Genomic DNA, 19,393 nt, shown 5'->3' on the forward strand with positions numbered 1-19,393 from the left:
GCCGTGCCCCCGGGTTCCGGGCGCCGCCGCGCCCCCGGGGGCGGCACCGCCCGGAACCCGGGACCCTAGAGCGCGACCCCGAGCAGCGCGTCCACGGTCTCCCTGACGAGGACCGGCGCGTCCGGGTCGCTGCCCCCCTCGGACAGGGCTCGCTCGGCCCAGTCGTCGACGACCGCGAGGGCGCCCGGGGCGTCCAGGTCGTCGGCCATCCGGGCGCGCACCCTTTCGAGCACGACACCGGCGTCGGGGCCGGTCTGCAGCCCCGCCGCCGAACGCCAGCGCGCCAGCCGTACCTCCGCCGAGCCCAGCTGCCCGGAGGTCCACTCCCAGTCGGAGCGGTAGTGGTGCGCCAGCAGGGCGAGCCGGATGGCCATCGGGTCGGTCTCCTTGCGCAGGCGGGAGACGAAGACCAGGTTGCCCTTCGACTTGGACATCTTCTCGCCGTCCAGGGCGACCATGCCCGCGTGCACGTAGGCCTTCGCGAAGGGCCACTCCCCGCACGCCACGTGGCCCTCGTGGGCGCCGCACTCGTGGTGGGGGAAGATCAGGTCAGAGCCCCCGCCGGCGACGTCGAAACCGCTGGACAGGCTCGCCAGGGCGATCGCGGTGCACTCGATGTGCCAGCCGGGCCGGCCCTGGCCGAACGGCGAGGGCCAGGACGGCTCCCCCGGGCGCTCCGCGCGCCAGAGCAGCCAGTCGAGCGGGTGCTTCTTGCCCGGCCGGTCCGGATCTCCCCCGCGCTCGCCGAACAGGGCGAGCATGCGCTCCTCCGAGTAACCGGAGACGGCCCCGAACTTGGGGGCCGCGGCCACGTCGAAGTAGACGTCGCCGTCGAGGACGTAGGTGGCGCCCTTGTCGCGCAGCGACACGATCAGGTCGGCGACCTGGTCGATCGCCTCGGTCACGGCGACGTAGTCGCGCGGCGGCAGGATGCGCAGCGCCTCCATGTCGGTCCGGAACAGCTCGATCTCACGCTCGGCCAGGTCGCGCCAGTCGACGCCGGTCTGCCCGGCACGTTCCAGCAGGGGGTCGTCGACGTCCGTGGCGTTCTGGGTGAAGTGCACCTCGTGACCGGCGTCGCGCCAGGCCCGGTTGACCAGGTCGAAGGCGAGATAGGTGTTGGCGTGGCCCAGATGGGTGGCGTCGTAGGGTGTGATGCCGCAGACGTACATCCGCGCCGTGCGGCCCGGCCTGGTGGGGCCGACCTCTCGCGCGGCGGTGTCGAACAGCCGCAGCGGGACACCGGCACCGGGAAGCCGAGGAACCTTCGGCTCAGACCACGATCTCATAAAATGAAGCCTATCCAGCGGTTAGACCACCCCGATCGGCTCGGGGTGGTGGATGTACGGGCACTCACCTCAACTCCGGTGGCCGGCCGGATCATTCCGGGCGGACCTCGCGGAAGGCGCCCGGATCGCGAGGGTCGGCGGTGAAGTCGTAGCGGACGCCGCCGGGCGCCAGGGCCAGCAGGGTGACGGAGCCGGAGCCGAAGGTCCGCCCGTCGGGCAGCTCGTGACGGACGATCATCGTGCGGGGGTCCTCGGAGGGAATCCCCGCCCCGGTGGCGAGCTCCCGCCACTCCTCCCAGGGGCCCTCCAGCTCCGAGGGGCGGCCCGCCTTGGCGAACAGGGGGCGGAAGAACGCCACCCGCTCGTTCTCCGCACCGCGCTCCCAGCCGCTGTTGACGATCATGTGGGTTCCCGGGGGAAGGTCGTCCCGCTCCAGGGTGATCCCGTCCCAGTGCCACAGGCGGGCCCCGGCGGGATCGGCCCGCAGCAGGTGGAAGGGGTCGTAGTGCCCGAGGTCGCCCTCCACGGGCCCGCCTCCGGCCGCCGCCAGGAGCGGCAGGCCGCCCCGCGAGCGGCGGGCCTCCTCGGGGGCGAGCACGCCGAGGCCGTTGAGGAGGGCTCCGACCCGCCTGGCCTCGGGGTCGACGGCCAGCCAGGTGCCGCCTCCCCGGAGGTCACGCCCGCCGATCAGGCCGGGCCGGCTCTCCGGCCAGTGCCGGGCCGGGGGAACCCAGGGGCGGTCGGTGAACTCGTCGCGCACCCCGACCACGATCAGGGGGATCTCGGCGCTCGGATCGATGCTGACGACAACCGTGCACATGCCCGGAGGCTACGCCCCCGCGAGGGGCGTGCGCGGACCGGGGCCCTCCATCGGGAGGAAGACCGAGGTCGAACGAGGTCAGCCGAAGTCACGGAAGCCACGGAAGCCACGGCGAGGACGCCCCCGGCTCGCCGGTCCCGCTCCCCGCGGGACGCCCGGCGCCCGGGGCGGGAGACCACCGCGCGAGGGCCTCAGATCGGCGGCCAGGGGATGGCGGGCCAGTCCTTGGAGGGAAGGGGGTGCAGGCCGGTGTCGAGCAGCCTGCGGACCCGCGACCAGGTGGCCTCGACCTCGTGGAGGGTGAGGAGCTCGCGGAGGCGGCGGCCGAGGCGGCCCTGCTCCAGGTCGGTCTCGAGGCGGGTCAGGACGTTCATGGCCTCGCGGGACAGTGGCTTGCCGCGCCACTGCCACAGCACGGTGCGGAGCTTGTCCTCGGCCGAGAAGGAGACCCCGTGGTCGACGCCGTAGACGTGGCCGTCGGCGAGCGGCAGCAGATGACCGCCCTTGCGGTCGGCGTTGTTGACGATGGCGTCGAAGACGGCCATCCGCCGCAGCGAGGGCTGGCGGCTGCGGATCAGCACCATCAGGTCGGTCTCGGGGTCGGTGTCGATCCACAGCTGGCACATTCCCGGGCCGAAGGGGCCGTCGCGGTAGACGGTGGGCGGCACGATCCGCCAGCCGGTCGCCGCGGAGACCTCGTAGGCGGCGACCTCGCGGGCCGCCAGGGTGCCGTCGGGGAAGTCCCAGAGGGGGCGTTCGCCCCGTACCGGCTTGTACACGCAGGCCGCCGCGAGCCCGCCGAGCCGGACCGAGCAGTAGAGCGTCATGTTGGTCGCCTCGACCAGGCGGCCCGCCACGTCCAGTTGGCCGTCACGGAGCAGACGCGTCGCGGTCTCGTCGTCCAGCCCCGCGGCCGGCGCCGCACTCAGCGTCGGCTCGCTCTCAGCACTCATTCGCCTCCTCCAGCAGATGAAGCGCTATTACCCCGGTAACCGTTGAGCCGCACACAAATATGCCCCTCGGGATCGAGAGGCTGGGCGCAGAGCGGGCAGGGCGGGCGGCCGGCCGCGACGAGCGCCATGGCCCGCTTGGTGAAGGCCCTCGCGGCGCCGGCACTGATGTGCACCCGCAGCACCGTGGGCTCGACGAGCGGGGACGGCTCGAACTCCTCGTCCTCGGCGACGGCCTCCTTGGCCTCGATGACCACCTGCGCGGCCTCGGGGTCCCAGGCCAGGGCCATGACGCCGACGCGGAAGTCCTCGCTGATCGGCATGTCGAGGGGGGCGTTGTCCGCCAGCGCGGCCGGGGCGACGGCGGGCACGGGAACGTTGCCCTCACCGCGTCGCAACACCTCGTCGAGCAGCTCGTCGAGGCGGTCGGCCAGCGCCGCGACCTGGAACTTCTCCAGGGCCACGGTGGTCAGCCTGCCCTGGCCCCGCGCCTGCAGGAAGAAGGTTCGTGATCCCGGTTGCCCCACGGCACCGGCCACGAACCTCTCGGGTGGATCGTAGTCGAAGACCGGCATAGCCCGACCTTACGTGGTTCCGGATCCGCCGCCGACTGCGGCATCGCTCCCGGTGGGATTTTCTCCCCCGTCCTCGCCCTCCGAACCCTCCCCGAGGCGCAATCCGGCCACATCTCCGCCCAGGTCGTTGAGCCTGAGCACGAAGGGACGCAAGGGGGTGTAGCGAATGGCGGTGAGCGACGCCGGATCAGCCGTTATCCGCTGGAACTGGTCCAGGTGGAGTCCCATGGCGTCGGCCACGATGGCCTTGATCACATCTCCGTGGCTGCAGACGAGATAGACCGCCTTCGGGCCCAGGCGCTCGTTCCACTCCCTGACGGCCGTCACGGCGCGGTGCTGCACGGCGGACAGGGATTCTCCCCCGGGGAACGTCACCGCGCTCGGGTGGGCCTGCACGACCGGCCAGAGAGGGTCCTTGGCGAGCTCGGCGATCGGGCGGCCCGTCCAGTCGCCGTAGCGGCACTCGCCGAAGCGCTCGTCGGTCAGCACCTCCGCCTCCCGCCGCCCAGCGGCGACCGCCTGCGCGGTCTCCTGGCAGCGTTCCAGCGGGCTGGAGACGATCGCGTCGAGCTCCAGGGTGGTCAGCCGCGCGGCGAGCGCCTCCGCCTGGGCCCGTCCCGCGTCACTGAGGTGCACATCCGGGGTCCAGCCGGCGAGGACCGGACCGGTGAGGTGGGTAAGGCCGTGTCTGGCCAGCAACAAGGTCGTCACGCGGGCAAGTCTTGCAGCCTTCACTCCACTACTTTTAAGTGGCCGGGCGGTAACCTGGCCGGATCATGGAGCAGCGCTATGTGGGCCGGAGCGGCTTGTCGGTGTCCCGCCTGGGACTGGGGACGATGACATGGGGACGTGACACCGGCGCCGAGGAGGCCGCGGCGCAGCTCCGCACGTTCGCCGAGGCCGGCGGCACGCTCATCGACACCGCCGACGTCTACACCGGCGGCGACGCCGAACGGCTGCTCGGGCGGCTGCTGCGCGACTCCGTACCGCGTTCGGAGCTGGTGCTGTCCACCAAGGCCGTGCTCACCCCTGCCGGGCGCAGGCCCCGCGACGCCTCCAGGAAACACCTGGTCGCCGCGATCGACGCCTCCCTGACCCGCCTGGGCGTCAACGAGGTCGACCTGTGGCAGTTGCACGCCTTCGACCCCGACGTCCCGCTGGAGGAGACCCTGGCCGCCGTGGACGCCATCGTGTCCTCGGGGCGGGCCGCGTACGCCGGGGTGTGCGACTACGCGGGCTGGCAGCTGGCGACCGCGGCCGTGGGGCAGCGGGCGGTCCCCGGCAGGGTGCCGATCGTCGCGGCCCAGGTCGAGTACTCGCTCCTGGCCAGGGAGGCCGAGCGCGAGTTGATCCCGGCCGCCGAGCACGTCGGCGCGGGAGTGCTCGCCTGGTCGCCGCTCGGGCGCGGGGTCCTCACCGGGAAGTACCGGACGGGCATCCCCGCGGACTCCCGGGCCGCGACCCCGCACTTCGCCGACTTCGTCACCCCCTACCTCGACGAGCGGTGCCGCCGGGTCGTGGAGTCGGTGACGACCGCCGCCGAGGGGCTGGGCGTCTCACCGCTGTCGGTGGCCCTGTCATGGGTACGCGACCAGCCGGGGGTGGCCTCCGCCATCGTCGGCGCCCGCACCCACGCGCAGCTGTCCGGGGTGCTCCAGGCCGAGGACCTGGCGCTGCCCGTGGAGATCAGGGAGGCGCTCGACGACGTGTCCGCGGACTGAGGCGCGGCACCGGAGAGGCTCCGGTGCGGACGGCCTCCCGGGAAGGACGGCCTCCCGGGAAAAGGGACGGTGTCACAGGAGAACGAACGAGAAACCGAACGAGAATTCGTCTCGCGTATCACTAGTCGATACCGAATGACGACTTTCCGTGGAAAAAACGGGCCTCCCTACAAAACTGTCAAACAGGTGGCAGGGGGACACCTGGACGTCGGCGAGATTCATGGCCGGCGTCCGGCCGGGGCGAAGGAGACGAGTGCGAACTGCGATGGCGGCAGGCGTTCTGGCGCTGGCGCTGGGGGGTGGGATCCCGGCGGTCGCCGTCGTGCCCGTGAGCGCCGCCCGGGCGAGTGCCGTCGCGTGGCTGGACGACTGCGATCACGAAGGGCTGCTGGGCACGGTGACGGGCCGGGTCTGCCAGGCCGTGGACGGCGTCGTGGACGGCCTCACGGAGGGCATCTCCCCGCCCGCCCCCTCATCGGCGCCCTCCGGCGGTGACGCCACCCGCGGCAACGCCGAGAACAACCCCGAGAACGGCAGGGAGAACAACGCCGAGACGCCCGCCGAGACGGAGAGCCCGGCACCGGCCCCCTCGCCCACCAGGACCTCGTCGGGCAGGCGGCCGTCCACCGTGAAGGAGGAGGAGAGGTCCTCCGGTGGCACGCAGGCGCCCCGGACCCAGGCCCCCGCCGACGCCTGCGGGGCCGCGGCCTCCGCCAAGTGCGCCGACTCGCCGGTGGCCCCCCTCCTCGAGGAGTCACAGGAGCCCGGGACCTCCGAGACGCCCTGGGCCAGGGCGTCCCCGAGCCCCAGCCCGTCGGCGACCCCCTCGGCGAGCCCCTCGCGGGACCAGGACGCCGCCCCGGCCAGAAAGAGTCCGGTTCCGGTGCCGACCGACCGGCCGCCGTTCCCCCGGACGCCGCTCCCGGACACCAGGACGCTCACGACCGAGGTGGGCGAGCCGGCGGCCCCCAGGCCGTCGCCCGTGGTCGACGCCGAGGCGCCCCGGGTGGAGTTGCTGTGGCCCGCCCCGCTGATGGAGAAGCTCCAGCGGCAGATGCCGGACGGGCACCCGGTGACCCCCAGCCGGTCGTCCGACACGGCGAGCACCGTGCTCACCACGACGGTGCTCGTCTCGGCCATCCTCGCGGTCCGCCTGCTGTACAGCAGGCGGAGGGTCAGAGAGTCGATACCGTTCGAGCCGGCTCCGCCGGGACACCACCGGGTGGCCTGACCGCACCGCCCCGGCCCGCGGTCCCCGGTCCGGCCTCTTCACGGCCGCCGCGGCCTCGCCGCCTCGGCACGACACCGGCCCGGCCGATCACCGCCCGCCGGGCCGGGAACGGCTCAGGCTCCGATGGCGTGGACGCCGCCGTCGACGTGGACGATCTCGCCGGTCGTGGCGGGGAACCAGTCGGACAGCAGGGCGACACACGCCTTGGCCGCCGGGATCGGGTCGTTGATGTCCCAGCCGATCGGGGCCTTGGCGGGCCAGCTCTCCTCGAACTCGACGAAGCCGGGGATGCTCCTGGCGGCCATGGTCCTGATCGGGCCCGCGGCGACGAGGTTGACCCGGATGCCCTGCTTGCCGAGATCGCGGGCCAGGTAGCGGGAGCAGGACTCCAGGCCGGCCTTGGCCACGCCCATCCAGTCGTACACCGGCCAGGCCTTCGTGGCGTCGAAGTCGAGGCCGACGATCGCGCCGCCCTCCTTCATGAGCGGGAGCGCGGCCACCGCGAGCGACTTGAACGAGTACGTGGAGACCTGGACGGCGGTCGCCACGTCCTCCCAGGAGGTGTTCAGGAAGTTGCCGCCCAGGGCGGTCTGCGGCGCGAAGCCGATGGCGTGCACCACCCCGTCCAGGCCGCCGAGGTGCTCGCCGACCCGGTCGGCCAGGGAGTCGAGGTGCTCGGTGTTGGTGACGTCGAGCTCCAGCACGGGGGGCGGCTCCGGCAGGCGCTTGGCGATGCGCTCGACCAGGCTGAGCCGGCCGAATCCGGTGAGCACGATCTGCGCGCCCTCCTCCTGGGCCAGCTTGGCCACCGAGAAGGCGATGGAGGCGTCGGTGAGCACCCCGGTGACGAGGAGCCGCTTGCCTTCGAGAATTCCCATGTCAGTGCCCCATTCCCAGGCCGCCGTCGACGGGGATGACGGCCCCCGTGATGTAGGCGGCGTCCTCGCCGGCCAGGAACCTGACCACGCGCGCGATCTCCTCCGGGGCGGCGTACCGGCCCAGCGGGATGCTCTTCCGGATCTGCTCCTGGTAGACCTCGTCCAGCTCGGCCGTCATGTCGGTCTCCACGAAGCCGGGGGCGACCACGTTGACGGTGATGTTGCGCGAGCCCAGCTCCCTGGCGGCCGACCGGGCGAAGCCGATCATCCCGGCCTTGGAGGCGGCGTAGTTGCTCTGCCCGGCCGAGCCGAGCATGGCGACCACCGAGGAGATCAGCACGATGCGCCCGCGCTTGAGGCGCAGCATGCCGCGGGTGGCGCGCTTGGCGACCCGGTAGGCGCCGGTCAGGTTGGCGTCGATGACGTCGGTGAAGGTCTCCTCCTTCATCATCGGCAGCAGCGTGTCCCTGGTGATGCCGGCGTTGGCGACGAGCACCTCGACCGGGCCGAACTCGGCCTCGACCTTCGCGAAGGCGGCGTCCACGTCGGCCGTGCTGGTGACGTCGCAGCGCACGCCGAACAGGCCCTCTGGGGGCTGGCCGGAACGGTAGGTGACGGCGACGTCGTCGCCTGCCTGAGCGAGTTCGCGGGCGATCGCGAGGCCGATGCCGCGATTGCCGCCGGTTACGAGAACAGATCGAGCCATGGTCAGACGGTATCGGCTACCGGGGGGTAACCACCTTGTCCGGGAGGGACAAGATCACAGGGCTAGGATCGTTGACATGCGCCAGATCGACTCCGACTTCCTCGCCCTGCCTCTGCGCCGGCTGGCGGACGCGGCCCTGCAGCGCGCCCGGGACCTGGGCGCCGAGCACGCCGACTTCCGGCTGGAGCGCATCCGCGGGGAGACCCTGCGCCTCTCCGACGCCGCGCTGGAAGGTTCCATCGACGCCGACACCCTCGGTTACGCCGTACGGGTCGTCAAGGACGGCACCTGGGGCTTCGCCGCGGGCATCGAGCTCACCCCCGAGGCGGCCGTCAGGGTCGCCGAGCAGGCGGTGGAGGTGGCGGTCGTCTCCGCGGCGGTCAACCGCGAGCCCGTCGAGCTGGCCCCCGAGGCGGTGCACTCCGACGTCACCTGGATCTCCTCCTACGAGGTCGACCCGTTCGAGGTGCCGATGCGCGACAAGGCGGCGCTGCTCGCCGACTGGTCGGGCGACCTGCTGAGGGATCCCGGGGTGGACCACGTCCAGGCGTCGCTGATGCAGGTCAAGGAGCAGAAGTTCTACGCCGACACGGCCGGGACCACCACCACGCAGCAGCGGGTGCGCGTCCATCCCCGGCTGAACGCGACGAGGGTGCTGGACGGCCGCTTCGACTCGATGCGGACGCTCGCCCCGCCCGTCGGCCGGGGGTACGAATACCTCACCGGCACCGGCTGGGACTTCCCCAAGGAGCTGGCGCGCATCCCCGAGCTGCTGGAGGAGAAGCTCCGGGCCCCCTCCGTCGAGGCGGGGCTGTACGACCTGGTGGTCGACCCGTCGAACCTGTGGCTGACGATCCACGAGTCGATCGGGCACGCCACCGAGCTCGACCGTGCCCTCGGCTACGAGGCGGCGTACGCCGGGACGAGTTTCGCCACCTTCGACCAGCTGGGCAAGCTGGTGTACGGCTCGCAGGCGATGAACGTGACCGGTGACCGCACCGTCGAGCACGGCCTGTCCACGATCGGCTACGACGACGAGGGGGTGGCGACCAGGGAGTTCGACATCGTCTCCGACGGCGTCCTGGTCGGCTACCAGCTCGACCGGCGGATGGCGCTGCTGAAGGGCCTGGGCGCCTCCAACGGCTGCGCCTTCGCCGACTCCCCCGGCCACACCCCGATCCAGCGGATGGCCAACGTGTCGCTGCGCCCGGCGCCCGACGGCCCCACCACCGAGGAGCTGATCTCCGGCGTCGACCGGGGCATCTACGTGGTCGGCGACAAGAGCTGGTCCATCGACATGCAGAGGTACAACTTCCAGTTCACCGGTGAGCGGTTCTATCTGATCGAGAACGGCAGGCTCACCGAGCAGCTGCGCGACGTCGCCTACCAGGCCACGACGACCGACTTCTGGCGGTCGATGGCGGCGGTCGGCGGGCCGCAGACGTACGTGCTGGGCGGGGCGTTCAACTGCGGCAAGGGGCAGCCGGGCCAGGTCGCGCCGGTCAGCCACGGCTGCCCGTCGGCGCTCTTCCACGGCGTGCGCATCCTCAACACCGTCCAGGAGAGTGGCAGTTGAGCACGCACGGCGAACGGGTGGGAGAAGGCGCCGGCCAGGAGGTCCGGCGGGAGAGGAACGGGATGACCCCCCAGGAAATGATCGAGAGGGTTCTCGAACTCTCCACGGCCGACGACAACGTCGTGATCGTGGACGAGACCTCGAGCGCCAACCTGCGCTTCGCGGGCAACACCCTCACCACCAACGGCGTGTCCCGTTCCGCGCAGCTGACCGTGATCTCCATCGTGGGCCGCGGTGTGGGCGTGGTGTCGCGGGCGGCGGTCCGCCCCGGCCAGCTCGACGACGTCGTGGCCGCCGCCGACCACGCCGCCGAGGACGCGCGACCGTCCGAGGACGCCCGGCCGCTGCTGGAGGGCAGCCGCTCGGACGACTGGGACGCCCCCGCGGAGACGACCTCGATCGGGGTGTTCGGCGCCTTCGCCCCCGCCCTGGGCGAGACCTTCGCCACGGCCGAGGCCGGCGGGCGCAGGCTGTACGGGTTCGCCGAGCACATCGTCACGACGACCTTCGTGGGCACCTCGACCGGCACCCGGCTGCGGCACACCCAGCCCACCGGCCGCCTGGAGCTGAACGCCAAGTCGCCCGACATGAGGCGCTCGGCGTGGACCGGCGTGTCCACCCGCGACTTCTCCGACGTCGACGTGGCGGCCCTGGACGCCTCGCTGGCCCGGCGCCTGGAGTGGGCGAGGAACCGCGTCGAGCTGCCCGCGGGCCGGTACGAGACGCTGCTGCCGCCGACGGCCGTGGCCGACCTGATGACGTACCTGTACTGGACGGCCGGAGCGCGCGACGCCCTGGAGGGGCGCACGGTCTTCTCCAGGCCCGGTGGCGGCACCCGCGTCGGCGACGTCCTGTCCGAGCTGCCGGTCCGCCTGTACGGCGACCCCTCGGCGCCGGGCGTCGAGTGCCCGCCGTTCGTGGTGGCGCACGCCTCCGGCCGGGAGAACTCGGTGTTCGACAACGGGCTGCCGCTGGAGCCCACCGACTGGATCTCCGGCGGCAGGCTGGCCAACCTGCTGCAGACCCGGCACTCGGCCGAGCTGACCGGCCTGCCGGTGACCCCGGCCGTCGACAACCTGATCATGCGGGGGCCCGAGGGCGGGCGGTCGCTGGAGGAGATGATCGCCTCCACCGAGCGCGGCCTGCTGCTCACCTGCCTGTGGTACATCCGCGAGGTCGACCCGCAGACGCTGCTGCTGACCGGGCTGACCCGCGACGGCGTCTACCTGGTGGAGAACGGCGAGGTCGTGGGCGAGGTGAACAACTTCCGCTTCAACGAGAGCCCGGTGGACCTGTTGCGCCGCCTCACCGAGATCGGCGCCTCCGAGCAGACCCTGCCGCGCGAGTGGAGCGACTACTTCAACCGCGCGATCATGCCCCCGATCCGGGTGCCCGACTTCAACATGTCGACGGTGAGCCAGGCCAGCTAGGCCCTCGCCGATACGGGCCGTTCAGCGCTGGACGAGCGGGATGGTGTGCACCGTCTCCCAGCGCTGGCCCGCCACCACGCGGGCGGTGGCGTCGGTGAGGTCGTAGACGACCGACCAGCGGGTGTGCGGCTGGGCGACCCGCCGGAGCAGGCCCATCGCGTCGCGCCAGTCCCGGGTGGCGGGCAGCCCCTCGGCGAGCGTGCGGTAGCGGTGGTCGGCCCGGCGCTGGGCGGCGGACGTGCCGGTCATGCCGAAGTTGGTGAGCATGCGGTCGTCGATGACGTTGAGCCTGCCCCCGGCGTACTCCACGACGGCCGACCCGCCCGCCGCGTCGGCGATGAGGTAGTGGATCTGCGGCCCGATCGTGAAGTCGACGTCGTAGCGGCGCATGATCGCCAACGCCTCGTCCACGGTCGCCGCCTTGTCGAGCATCATCCGGATGACGCGCACGCTGGTGATGTCGGGGCGGTCGGGAGAGCGGGCGGGCAGCCCGCCCTCGGGCGACGTGGCCATGCCGATCGCCAGGCCCTTCTCGTTGACCCCGTCGTAGGGGGCGAGCACCGCGTGGGCCATCCTGCGGCGGTCGGGCGCGGCGGACAGGTCCGGCGGCGCGGAGCCTCCGATCAGGTGGAACAGGTCGACGACGGAGACCGAGGCGTAGCCGTCGGGCGGGTCGGCGTGCACGATCAGCGCCGGGTTGGGATCCCAGTCGAAGTTGCGGCCGAACAGCGGCCGGTCGCCGCCGAGGGCGAACAGGGAGCAGGCCCAGCCGTCGGCGCGCCCCGCCAGTTCCTCCTCCCCCAGGGGCGCCTCGAGGTCGTACGACCCGTGGTAGGTCATCTCGTACAGCGGCAGGTCGTCGATCTTGCGGAGACTGCCTGTCGTCCGCGCGACGTCGGCGGCGCTCTGGCGCAGCAGCGGTTCCTCCCGCGTTCCGGCTCGCGACCCGGCGTCGGCGGTGTCGGTGGCGGTGGTGGCGGGCGTGGCGGGCGTGGCGGGCGTGGCCCGCGGCGCGGCGGCCGTGGGAACGGTGGTGGGCGTGGTTCGCGAAACGGCCCCGGTGGCGGCGGGCACTGTGGCGGGCACCGGGGGCGCGCCGCCCGCGGGGGTGGCGCAGCCGGCCGGGAGGATCACCGCCGCGGCCAGCGCGGCCCGTGCCACCGCCCCCGCCGCCGCGCCGGGCGGCCTTCCCGCCCTCGGACCCCGGGTCTCCTTCATCCCCGTAGTCTGCGGCACCGGACACCCGTCGTACAGGCTCAGTCGTCCTCCAGGCGGAATCCGATCTTCATGCCGACCTGGAAGTGGCCGATCTCCCCCTCCTCGATGTGCCCTCTGATCTCGGTCACCTCGAACCAGTCGAGATGGCGCAGGGTCTGGGAGGCGCGGCGGACCCCGTTGCGGACGGCGGCCTCGACGCTCTCCCCCGAAGTGCCGACTATCTCGGTCACCCGATACGTTCGATCTGTCATCCCCTGCTTCTTCCCGGAAAGCCACGATTACATGACCGTTCGCACCCAGCCGATATGAGGCCTAGATTGGGAATCGTGAAGGGATGGCGCAGGCGCCCGGTGGTTCATCAGGTGACGGATGCCCAGCCCTCCCTGAGCGCCGACATCGGCAAGCGCGAGAAGAGCTACTTCATCAAGATGGGGATCCGGCTGATCTGCCTGGTCCTCGCCTTCACGGTGCCCGCTCCGATGCCCGTGCGGCTGCTACTCTTCGCCGGAGCGATCTTTTTGCCATACGTTGCCGTGATCGGGGCCAACGCGCCACCGCGCGGGGTTCCGCATGTCCCTGACATGGAAGATTCCGGACAAAGCGAGATTCCACGCCACCGACGCGAGATCGGGTCGTGACTAAGTCTTGACGCACCCCAAGGGTAGTAGGTGTACGCTTTAGCCAAGTGCCCTGGTCCCCCGTCGGGGCACTGTTGCCGGCGTTCCGGGCCCCCGTCGGAACGCCGATGAAGCGACGCCGGGTGGTTTGCCCCCGTAACCACCCGGCGTCGCCCTTTTCTCAGACTTTTACATTAAAGCGCCTCGGCTTTTGGCATTATTTGTCGCCCAGCGTCTCGGTCGTCGCCTGTTCCCAGTTGCGCGCCAGCGTGGTCAGCCTTTCCACGGCGTCCGGCGGCGCCGTGCCCGCCCCCTGTGCCAGGCCGAGCAGATAGGCCGTCAGCGGCGCGGCCGGCCTGGCCACCCCGTGCGCGACCTCCTTGGTCAGGTCCAGCACCTCGTCGCGGTCCATCACCGCGGGATCGATGCCCAGCTCCCGGCAGACCAGCGCGGTCCACTCCGTCAGCACGTTCACATCTCGCTCCTTGTCCGCGGTCGCGCCCGTCCCGCGCCGTCACCGCTCTCGCGGCCCTCGCCGGAACCCACGCCTCCGCCGTCGGAGCCCGGCTCCACCGTCCGGGCCCGTTGTAGATCGTCCATGGTGTCGCAATCGAACCACGGCTGCCCGGTGAGACGAAGCGTGACCGGGGCGAGCGGGGCGAGCAGCCCGTGCAGCGACCGCCCCTCGTAGCGGGCGAGCGCCCGCGCCAGGCTCCGCGCGTGCCACACTCCGGCGAGCCACTGCTCGCGCCCGCCGTCGTCGAGGAGCACCGCCCCTGCCCGGGGCCCGCCCGCCTCTCCGGCGCGCGTCCCGGCCCCGCCCGGAGAGGGCCCCGTTCCCGCGTACGGCGCCGTGTCCTGCCCGTCCCCCGCCCCGGCGGCGTCCAGCAGCGCGTTCACGTGCTCGGCGGTCAGGAACGGGAGATCGGCGGCGAGCAGCGCCACCCACGGCGCGGTCACCTCGGCCAGGCCCGCCCGAAGCGCCGGGACGGGGCCGCCTCCCGGCGGGTCCTCACGCCGGAAGATCGCGCGCGGCAGCCCGGGGCGGGGCGGCCCGACGACGATCAGCCGTGCCGCGCCGGGCACGGCGGCGGCCACCGACTCGACCAGCGGGCGGCCGGAGACGTGCAGGCCGGGCTTGTCCCGCCCGCCGAGCCTTCGCGCGAGACCGCCAGCCAGGATGCAGGCGTCGTGGCGGGCGGTCATCGGACACCTCCGGGTCTCCGGGCGGGGACGTCAGCCGCCGATGGCGGACATCGGGCGGGACGGCTGCAGGAAGGTCGGGTCGTCGATGCCGTGACCGGCCTTCTTGATCCGGACCGCGGATCGCCAGCGCTCGGCGATCTCGTCGTCCCCGGCGCCCGCGCGCATCGCGGCCCTCAGGTCGGACTCGTCGGTGGCGAACAGGCAGTTGCGGATCTGACCGTCGGCGGTGAGCCGTACCCGGTCGCACGCGCCGCAGAACGGCCGGGTGACCGAGCCGATGACCCCCACCCTGGCCGGGCCGCCCTCGACGAGGAACAGCTCCGCCGGGGCGCTGCCGCGCTCCGCCGAGTCGGCGTCGACCAGGTCGAAGTCGGCCTTGAGCATGGCGAGGATCTCGTCAGCCGTGATCATGTTCTCCCGGCGCCAGCCGTGCTGGGCGTCCAGTGGCATCTGCTCGATGAACCGGAGCTCGTAGCCCCGCTCCAGGCAGTAGCGGAGCAGCGGCACGGCCTCGTGGTCGTTGATCCCGCGCATCAGCACCGTGTTGACCTTGACCGGGCGCAGCCCGGCGGCGTCGGCCGCCTCCAGCCCGGCCAGGACGTCGGCCAGGCGGTCGCGGTGGGCGAGCCTCTTGAAGGTCTCGCGATCGAGGGTGTCGAGGGAGACGTTGACCCGGTGCAGACCGGCGGCGGCCAGGGCGTCCGCCATCCGGCTCAGCCCGATCCCGTTGGTGGTCAGCGAGACCTGCGGGACGGGGTCGAGCGCGGTGGTGCGGGTCACGATGTCGATGAGCTCGCGGCGGAGCAGGGGCTCGCCGCCGGTGTAGCGGACCTCGGTGATGCCGAGCCGCTCCACCCCGATGGTGACCAGCCGGACGATCTCGTCGGCGGTCAGCAGCTCGGGCTTCGGCAACCATTCGAGGCCCTCGGGTGGCATGCAGTAGGAGCAGCGCAGGTTGCAGCGATCGGTGAGGGACACCCGCAGATCAGTCGCAACGCGACCGAACGAGTCCTGCAACACGGGACGCCACCTCCCAGTCGATCACCTGTTGGGACAGGGGACCAGCCTACGGCCAGCCCCCCGCCCGGCCCTAAAGCAGGCCCTTAACGTTTCAACATCACCACGAGATGGTTGATTCCTGATGAGATGGCCTCGTATGCCCCGGCCCGATCGGCCCGCCCCTCGACACAGATCGGTTGCCGCAGATGGCGACGGCCTCGGCCAGGCCGGCCCGCGTCGCCACGACCGGCCGGATGTCCTCGTACCCGCGAGATACGCCGGGCGGTCACGACCTACGGCGCCCGATAAAATGAGTGGGATCTCACGTGGAACGTGGGCAAACTGGATCTCGCAACCAAGGAGATCATGATGCCGAACCAGCCCGCACCGAACCTGGTGTCGTGGGCCAGCGAGATCGACGAGAGTACGATCATGCAGGCCGCGCGCGCCGCCCGCCTGCCGTTCGTCTCCGGACACGTCGCTCTCATGCCCGACGCGCACATCGGCATCGGCGCGACGGTCGGATCGGTGATCCCGACCGAAGGGGCCATCATCCCGGCCGCCGTCGGAGTCGACATCGGCTGCGGCATGGTCGCGACCGAGACCACGCTCACCGCCGCCGACCTCCCGGACACCCTGGAGGCCCTGATGCCGCTGGTGGAGAGGCGGATTCCGGCCGGCGTCGGCAAGGGCCACGACGACCCGTCCATGGATCGCGCGCTCAGCGACCTCGGCCGCCCGCACACCGACCTCACCCCTCACCAGGAGAAGAAGGTGTCGCTGCAGTTCGGCACCCTCGGATCCGGCAACCACTTCGTCGAGGTCTGCCTCGACGAGCGTGACCGGGTCTGGACGGTGCTGCACTCGGGCTCGCGCGGCATCGGCAACCTGCTCGCCACCAAGCACATCGTCGACGCCAAGAAGATGATGAAGAGGCAGGCGATCGGCCTGGAGGACCCGGACCTGGCCTACCTGGTGCAGAACACTCCGGAGTTCACCGCCTACATCGAGGACATGCTGTGGTCGCAGGCCTATGCCATGGCCTCGCGCGCCCGGATGGACAAGGTGCTGAGCAACGCCCTGTTCCGGGTCGTCGGCAAGGGGCGGCGGCTCCGGACGATCAACTGCCACCACAACTTCACCCAGCGGGAGACGCACGACGGCAAGGAGCTGTGGATCACTCGCAAGGGAGCCATCAAGGCCGACACGGGCGACGAGGGCGTGATCCCGGGCTCGATGGGCACGCGCTCGTACATCGTGCGCGGGCTCGGCAACCCGATGTCGTACAACTCCTGCTCCCACGGAGCCGGCCGCAGGATGTCGCGCACCCGGGCGAAGCGGGAGCTCACCGCCACGTCCCTCACCGAGGCGATGCGCGGCCGCACCTGGAACGCGGACCGCGCCGCCGCCCTGGTGGACGAGCACCCGCAGGCCTACAAGCCGATCGACCAGGTGATGGCGGACCAGAAGGACCTGGTCGCGATCCAGCACACGCTGCGCCAGGTGTTCAACTACAAGGGCTGAGCCCGCGCCCCCCGTGCCCCGAAGCCGCCTCGGTGTCCACGCTCGTCCAGAGCCGTCGACGGCTCTGGACGAGCGTCACGGGGACAACGGGAGGCGGACGACGAAGCGCGCGCCCTGGGCGCTGTCCTGGATGGTGAGCGTGCCGCCGTGGCTCTCGGCGATCTGCCGGGCGATGGGGAGACCGAGTCCGACGCCTCCCGCGTCCCTGCTGCGGGCGGTGTCCAGCCGGGTGAACCGCTGGAATACCGTCTCTCGCTGGTCGGCGGCGACTCCTGCGCCGTCGTCGAGCACCTCCAGTTCCGCGGCTTTCTCCGGGAATCGTGGGTCACCGTCCACGCGTCGTACAGTGATCGTGACCGTGGAGGAGGCGTGTCGCTGGGCGTTCTGGACCAGATTGCCGATCAACTGGCCCAGCCGCAACCGGTCACCGCTGACCGTCACGCCCGCCGCCAGGTGCTGGACGATCTTCCTGCTCGTCTTGCGGCCCTTCAGTTCCGTGGTGACGAGCTCGGCAAGATCCACGATTCGCCGCTCATACGGTACGCCCGCGTCCAGGCGGGTGAGCGTCAGCAGGTCGGCGGCGATCGAATGGAGCCGTTCCACGCTCGGGAGCACGGCGTTGCACAACTCGGCCGGGTCGACGTCCTGCGGCGCCATGAGGGAGACCTCCATTTGGGCGCGGATGGCGGTGATCGGGCTGCGCAGCTCGTGGGAGGCGTCGGAGCAGAACCGTCGTTGCTGCTCCAGCACGCCCTCCAGCCGGTCAAGTGCCTGGTTGACGCTGCGGGCCAGCCGGTAGATCTCGTCCTTGGCCATGGGGACCGGGACCCGGCGGCCGAGGTCGGTGCTCTGGATGTGGTCGAGCTGGGCCCGGATGGCGTCCACGGGTTTCAGCGAGCGGGTGACGGTGTGCCGCGCCCCGCAGGCCATCGCGATCGTGAAGATGACCGTCCCCGCGGCCAACAGGGCCGTCACACCCGGATAGACGGCGAACGGCGGCGTCGGCGCGGCACTGTAAATGGTCCAGTCCCCGTTGCGGAACACCTGCTGCGCGACGACGATGTGGCAACGGCCTGACGCGAAGACGGAGTGGCAGATGACGGCACTGGCCACCCGGTGAGGGGACTTCGGGGTGAAATGCGCCATGGCCGGTTGGTTCCGCAGATCTCTGGTCGCCGCGACCACCCTTCCTTGGGGGTCGACCACCTGGATGGGGCGGATCAGGTTCTGCGGGATGGGCGGAAGTGGATCGACGAGTTTTCCACGGTCGACGTAGTAGGCGGTCAGCTCCCCCACAGCGGTCACCTCCTTGGTGAGTTCGCCGGTGGCCGTCCTGTTGATGACGAACAACAGGACGGTGGAGAACACGATGCACAGCAAACCCACCGCCACTCCGGTGAACAGCGCCAGGCGGCCTCTGATCGTGCGGCGTTCACGCCTCATGACGCCCCCCGTCCACAAATGGGACCCGGGGCAGCCGGAGGACGAAGCACGCACCGCCGATGGTGCTCTCCTCGACGTTCAGGGTTCCGTGATGCGCGTGGGCGATGGCACGGGCGATGGCGAGGCCGAGACCGGTGCCGTTGTGGTCGAGCCGGCGGGCGTCGTCCAGCCGGGTGAGACGGTGGAACACACGCTCCCTGTCGTCGAGCGCGATTCCCGGCCCGTCGTCGCTGACCGCGAGCTCGACCACGGCGTGAACGGCGTGCACATCGACGCATACCCGGTGCGTGCAGTGCCTTTGGGCGTTGTCCAGCAGGTTGGCGAGCAGCCGGCTGAGCCGGGTGGGCACCGCGCTGACGATGCTGCCGGGCGCGAGGTGGAGCTGTACCGGACGCTGATCCGACCGTCGGGAAACCTCGGTCCGGACGAGTGCCGCGAGATCCAGCCGCTGTTGTTCGGCGGCCGCGCCGGTCCCCATGCGGGCCAGGAACAGCAGGTCGTCGGTGATCGCCTGGAGCCGCTCCACCTGGCCCAGCATCGTTTCGACCAGGTCAGGCAGCCGCACCCCGCCGAGATCCTGTTGCGCCTCCTCCAGTTGCGCGCGCAGTCCGGCTATGGGAGTACGCAGTTCGTGGGAGACGTCCGAGGCGAACCGCCGATGGGAGCGTTCCAACCCCTGGAGCTCTTCCTTGCCCTCGTCCAGGCGCTGCAGCGCATTGTTGATCGTCCGGCACAGACGGGCCACCTCTCGCACGTTGGCCGGTTCGGAGATGCGCGTGTGCAGGTCGCCGAAGCCGATCACTGCCAGTTCGGAGCGCACCACGTCCACAGGGCGCAACACCCGGCCGGTCACCTTCCAGATGGCGTACGTGGCCAGGGAGATCAGCGCGACAGCCTCGATCACCAGGATCAGGTGACGGGAGCCCGACGACGGGAAACCCGCGGCCCGCGGCCCCGCGGCGCGAACCGGCGAGGCAGCCGAGCCGCTGGATCCGGACGCCGACAACCGCGGCTCACAGGTCCGCGTGTACCGCTCGCGGTGGCACGGAGACCGCCGGCTCGCCCGGCCGGGGAGCGATCCCGTGGTGGCGGCCGGATGGTGGCCCCGCGCCGCGGTCCGGGTCCGGCCGAGGTCGGCGTCACGCGATCGCAACCGGCCGGGTGCCGTTCCGGAGTGCATCTCGGGGGCGGCGGGCACGACCCGCCGCGG

General features: G+C 71.6%; 20 protein-coding genes. 6 read left to right on the top strand and 14 right to left on the bottom strand.

The window, feature by feature from the left end:
• Nucleotides 1-65 precede the first annotated feature (65 nt).
• The 5 genes from mshC to ACVCAG_RS24265 all read right to left on the bottom strand — a co-directional run bounded on the left by mshC (nucleotide 66) and on the right by ACVCAG_RS24265 (nucleotide 4,345).
• A complete protein-coding gene (mshC, locus tag ACVCAG_RS24245; RefSeq protein WP_440084918.1) occupies nucleotides 66-1,289 on the bottom strand; it encodes a cysteine--1-D-myo-inosityl 2-amino-2-deoxy-alpha-D-glucopyranoside ligase in 1,224 nt (407 codons plus the stop codon).
• Nucleotides 1,290-1,380: 91 nt separating this feature from the next.
• Complete coding sequence (locus tag ACVCAG_RS24250; RefSeq protein WP_447190328.1) at nucleotides 1,381-2,109, bottom strand: NRDE family protein; 729 nt, start codon at nucleotides 2,107-2,109, stop codon at nucleotides 1,381-1,383.
• Between the two features lie 191 nt (nucleotides 2,110-2,300).
• Nucleotides 2,301-3,062 (bottom strand): SCO1664 family protein, encoded by a 762-nt coding sequence (locus ACVCAG_RS24255; protein WP_440084920.1) that lies wholly within the window; start codon nucleotides 3,060-3,062, stop codon nucleotides 2,301-2,303.
• Nucleotides 3,059-3,634: a DUF3090 domain-containing protein gene (locus ACVCAG_RS24260; protein WP_440084921.1), complete on the bottom strand. Its 576-nt coding sequence runs from the start codon at nucleotides 3,632-3,634 to the stop codon at nucleotides 3,059-3,061. The genes ACVCAG_RS24255 and ACVCAG_RS24260 overlap by 4 nt, the downstream gene beginning before the upstream one ends.
• A 9-nt stretch (nucleotides 3,635-3,643) precedes the next feature.
• Nucleotides 3,644-4,345, bottom strand: a complete 702-nt coding sequence (locus tag ACVCAG_RS24265; RefSeq protein WP_440084922.1) for a histidine phosphatase family protein — start codon at nucleotides 4,343-4,345, stop codon at nucleotides 3,644-3,646.
• A 65-nt stretch (nucleotides 4,346-4,410) separates the two neighbouring features.
• Between ACVCAG_RS24265 and ACVCAG_RS24270 the strand changes: the two genes are divergently transcribed.
• Together ACVCAG_RS24270 and ACVCAG_RS24275 are read left to right on the top strand one after the other, a co-directional pair.
• Nucleotides 4,411-5,355: an aldo/keto reductase gene (locus ACVCAG_RS24270; protein WP_440066112.1), complete on the top strand. Its 945-nt coding sequence runs from the start codon at nucleotides 4,411-4,413 to the stop codon at nucleotides 5,353-5,355.
• A gap of 253 nt (nucleotides 5,356-5,608) precedes the next feature.
• Complete coding sequence (locus tag ACVCAG_RS24275) at nucleotides 5,609-6,586, top strand: hypothetical protein (protein ID WP_440084923.1); 978 nt, start codon at nucleotides 5,609-5,611, stop codon at nucleotides 6,584-6,586.
• 113 nt (nucleotides 6,587-6,699) lie between these two features.
• Here ACVCAG_RS24275 and fabI read toward each other — a convergent pair whose 3' ends face one another.
• Nucleotides 6,700-7,464: an enoyl-ACP reductase FabI gene (gene fabI, locus ACVCAG_RS24280; RefSeq protein WP_440084924.1), complete on the bottom strand. Its 765-nt coding sequence runs from the start codon at nucleotides 7,462-7,464 to the stop codon at nucleotides 6,700-6,702.
• A 1-nt stretch (nucleotide 7,465) separates the two neighbouring features.
• A complete protein-coding gene (locus ACVCAG_RS24285) occupies nucleotides 7,466-8,170 on the bottom strand; it encodes a beta-ketoacyl-ACP reductase (protein ID WP_440084925.1) in 705 nt (234 codons plus the stop codon).
• 76 nt (nucleotides 8,171-8,246) lie between these two features.
• Here ACVCAG_RS24285 and ACVCAG_RS24290 point away from each other — a divergent pair, with 76 nt between their 5' ends.
• Both ACVCAG_RS24290 and ACVCAG_RS24295 read left to right on the top strand, forming a co-directional pair.
• Complete coding sequence (locus ACVCAG_RS24290) at nucleotides 8,247-9,746, top strand: TldD/PmbA family protein (protein ID WP_447190329.1); 1,500 nt, start codon at nucleotides 8,247-8,249, stop codon at nucleotides 9,744-9,746.
• Between the two features lie 62 nt (nucleotides 9,747-9,808).
• Nucleotides 9,809-11,176: a metallopeptidase TldD-related protein gene (locus ACVCAG_RS24295; RefSeq protein WP_440084927.1), complete on the top strand. Its 1,368-nt coding sequence runs from the start codon at nucleotides 9,809-9,811 to the stop codon at nucleotides 11,174-11,176.
• Between the two features lie 21 nt (nucleotides 11,177-11,197).
• On the opposite strand, the gene ACVCAG_RS24300 is transcribed toward ACVCAG_RS24295, so the two are convergent.
• On the bottom strand, nucleotides 11,198-12,394 hold the full coding sequence (locus ACVCAG_RS24300) for a carcinine hydrolase/isopenicillin-N N-acyltransferase family protein (RefSeq protein WP_447190330.1): 1,197 nt from the start codon (nucleotides 12,392-12,394) through the stop codon (nucleotides 11,198-11,200).
• 38 nt (nucleotides 12,395-12,432) lie between these two features.
• Nucleotides 12,433-12,645: a dodecin gene (locus ACVCAG_RS24305; RefSeq protein WP_440066106.1), complete on the bottom strand. Its 213-nt coding sequence runs from the start codon at nucleotides 12,643-12,645 to the stop codon at nucleotides 12,433-12,435.
• A gap of 75 nt (nucleotides 12,646-12,720) precedes the next feature.
• On the opposite strand from ACVCAG_RS24305, the gene ACVCAG_RS24310 reads away from it, so the two are divergent.
• Nucleotides 12,721-13,032 (top strand): DUF3099 domain-containing protein, encoded by a 312-nt coding sequence (locus ACVCAG_RS24310; RefSeq protein ID WP_440084929.1) that lies wholly within the window; start codon nucleotides 12,721-12,723, stop codon nucleotides 13,030-13,032.
• Between the two features lie 196 nt (nucleotides 13,033-13,228).
• On the opposite strand, the gene ACVCAG_RS24315 is transcribed toward ACVCAG_RS24310, so the two are convergent.
• Genes ACVCAG_RS24315 through moaA form a run of 3 tightly spaced genes read right to left on the bottom strand, consistent with a single transcriptional unit; the run spans nucleotide 13,229 to nucleotide 15,237 of the window.
• Nucleotides 13,229-13,486, bottom strand: coding sequence for a DUF6457 domain-containing protein (locus ACVCAG_RS24315; RefSeq protein ID WP_440084930.1), 258 nt, complete (start codon nucleotides 13,484-13,486; stop codon nucleotides 13,229-13,231).
• A complete protein-coding gene (locus ACVCAG_RS24320; protein ID WP_440084931.1) occupies nucleotides 13,483-14,217 on the bottom strand; it encodes an NTP transferase domain-containing protein in 735 nt (244 codons plus the stop codon). Before ACVCAG_RS24320 ends, ACVCAG_RS24315 begins: the two co-directional genes overlap by 4 nt.
• Before the next feature lie 30 nt (nucleotides 14,218-14,247).
• On the bottom strand, nucleotides 14,248-15,237 hold the full coding sequence (gene moaA, locus ACVCAG_RS24325) for a GTP 3',8-cyclase MoaA (RefSeq protein WP_440084932.1): 990 nt from the start codon (nucleotides 15,235-15,237) through the stop codon (nucleotides 14,248-14,250).
• Between the two features lie 312 nt (nucleotides 15,238-15,549).
• Between moaA and ACVCAG_RS24330 the strand changes: the two genes are divergently transcribed.
• On the top strand, nucleotides 15,550-16,740 hold the full coding sequence (locus ACVCAG_RS24330) for an RtcB family protein (protein ID WP_440084933.1): 1,191 nt from the start codon (nucleotides 15,550-15,552) through the stop codon (nucleotides 16,738-16,740).
• 75 nt (nucleotides 16,741-16,815) lie between these two features.
• Here the strand turns inward: ACVCAG_RS24330 and ACVCAG_RS24335 are convergent, their stop codons facing one another.
• Together ACVCAG_RS24335 and ACVCAG_RS24340 are read right to left on the bottom strand one after the other, a co-directional pair.
• Nucleotides 16,816-18,183 (bottom strand): sensor histidine kinase, encoded by a 1,368-nt coding sequence (locus ACVCAG_RS24335; RefSeq protein WP_447190331.1) that lies wholly within the window; start codon nucleotides 18,181-18,183, stop codon nucleotides 16,816-16,818.
• A complete protein-coding gene (locus ACVCAG_RS24340; RefSeq protein WP_447190332.1) occupies nucleotides 18,173-19,087 on the bottom strand; it encodes a sensor histidine kinase in 915 nt (304 codons plus the stop codon). The genes ACVCAG_RS24335 and ACVCAG_RS24340 overlap by 11 nt, the downstream gene beginning before the upstream one ends.
• Nucleotides 19,088-19,393: the final 306 nt, after the last annotated feature.

It is taken from the genome of Streptosporangium sp. G12 (assembly GCF_052983175.1).

Coding starts and splice junctions, on each gene's coding strand:
- ACVCAG_RS24305 (WP_440066106.1), bottom strand. CDS start 12,645: ATGACAGATCGAACGTATCGGGTGACCGAGATAGTCGGCACTTCGGGG.
- ACVCAG_RS24250 (WP_447190328.1), bottom strand. CDS start 2,109: ATGTGCACGGTTGTCGTCAGCATCGATCCGAGCGCCGAGATCCCCCTG.
- ACVCAG_RS24270 (WP_440066112.1), top strand. CDS start 4,411: ATGGAGCAGCGCTATGTGGGCCGGAGCGGCTTGTCGGTGTCCCGCCTG.
- ACVCAG_RS24290 (WP_447190329.1), top strand. CDS start 8,247: ATGCGCCAGATCGACTCCGACTTCCTCGCCCTGCCTCTGCGCCGGCTG.
- fabI (WP_440084924.1), bottom strand. CDS start 7,464: ATGGGAATTCTCGAAGGCAAGCGGCTCCTCGTCACCGGGGTGCTCACC.
- ACVCAG_RS24285 (WP_440084925.1), bottom strand. CDS start 8,170: ATGGCTCGATCTGTTCTCGTAACCGGCGGCAATCGCGGCATCGGCCTC.
- ACVCAG_RS24300 (WP_447190330.1), bottom strand. CDS start 12,394: ATGAAGGAGACCCGGGGTCCGAGGGCGGGAAGGCCGCCCGGCGCGGCG.
- ACVCAG_RS24335 (WP_447190331.1), bottom strand. CDS start 18,183: ATGAGGCGTGAACGCCGCACGATCAGAGGCCGCCTGGCGCTGTTCACC.
- ACVCAG_RS24320 (WP_440084931.1), bottom strand. CDS start 14,217: ATGACCGCCCGCCACGACGCCTGCATCCTGGCTGGCGGTCTCGCGCGA.
- mshC (WP_440084918.1), bottom strand. CDS start 1,289: ATGAGATCGTGGTCTGAGCCGAAGGTTCCTCGGCTTCCCGGTGCCGGT.
- ACVCAG_RS24260 (WP_440084921.1), bottom strand. CDS start 3,634: ATGCCGGTCTTCGACTACGATCCACCCGAGAGGTTCGTGGCCGGTGCC.
- ACVCAG_RS24255 (WP_440084920.1), bottom strand. CDS start 3,062: ATGAGTGCTGAGAGCGAGCCGACGCTGAGTGCGGCGCCGGCCGCGGGG.
- ACVCAG_RS24295 (WP_440084927.1), top strand. CDS start 9,809: ATGACCCCCCAGGAAATGATCGAGAGGGTTCTCGAACTCTCCACGGCC.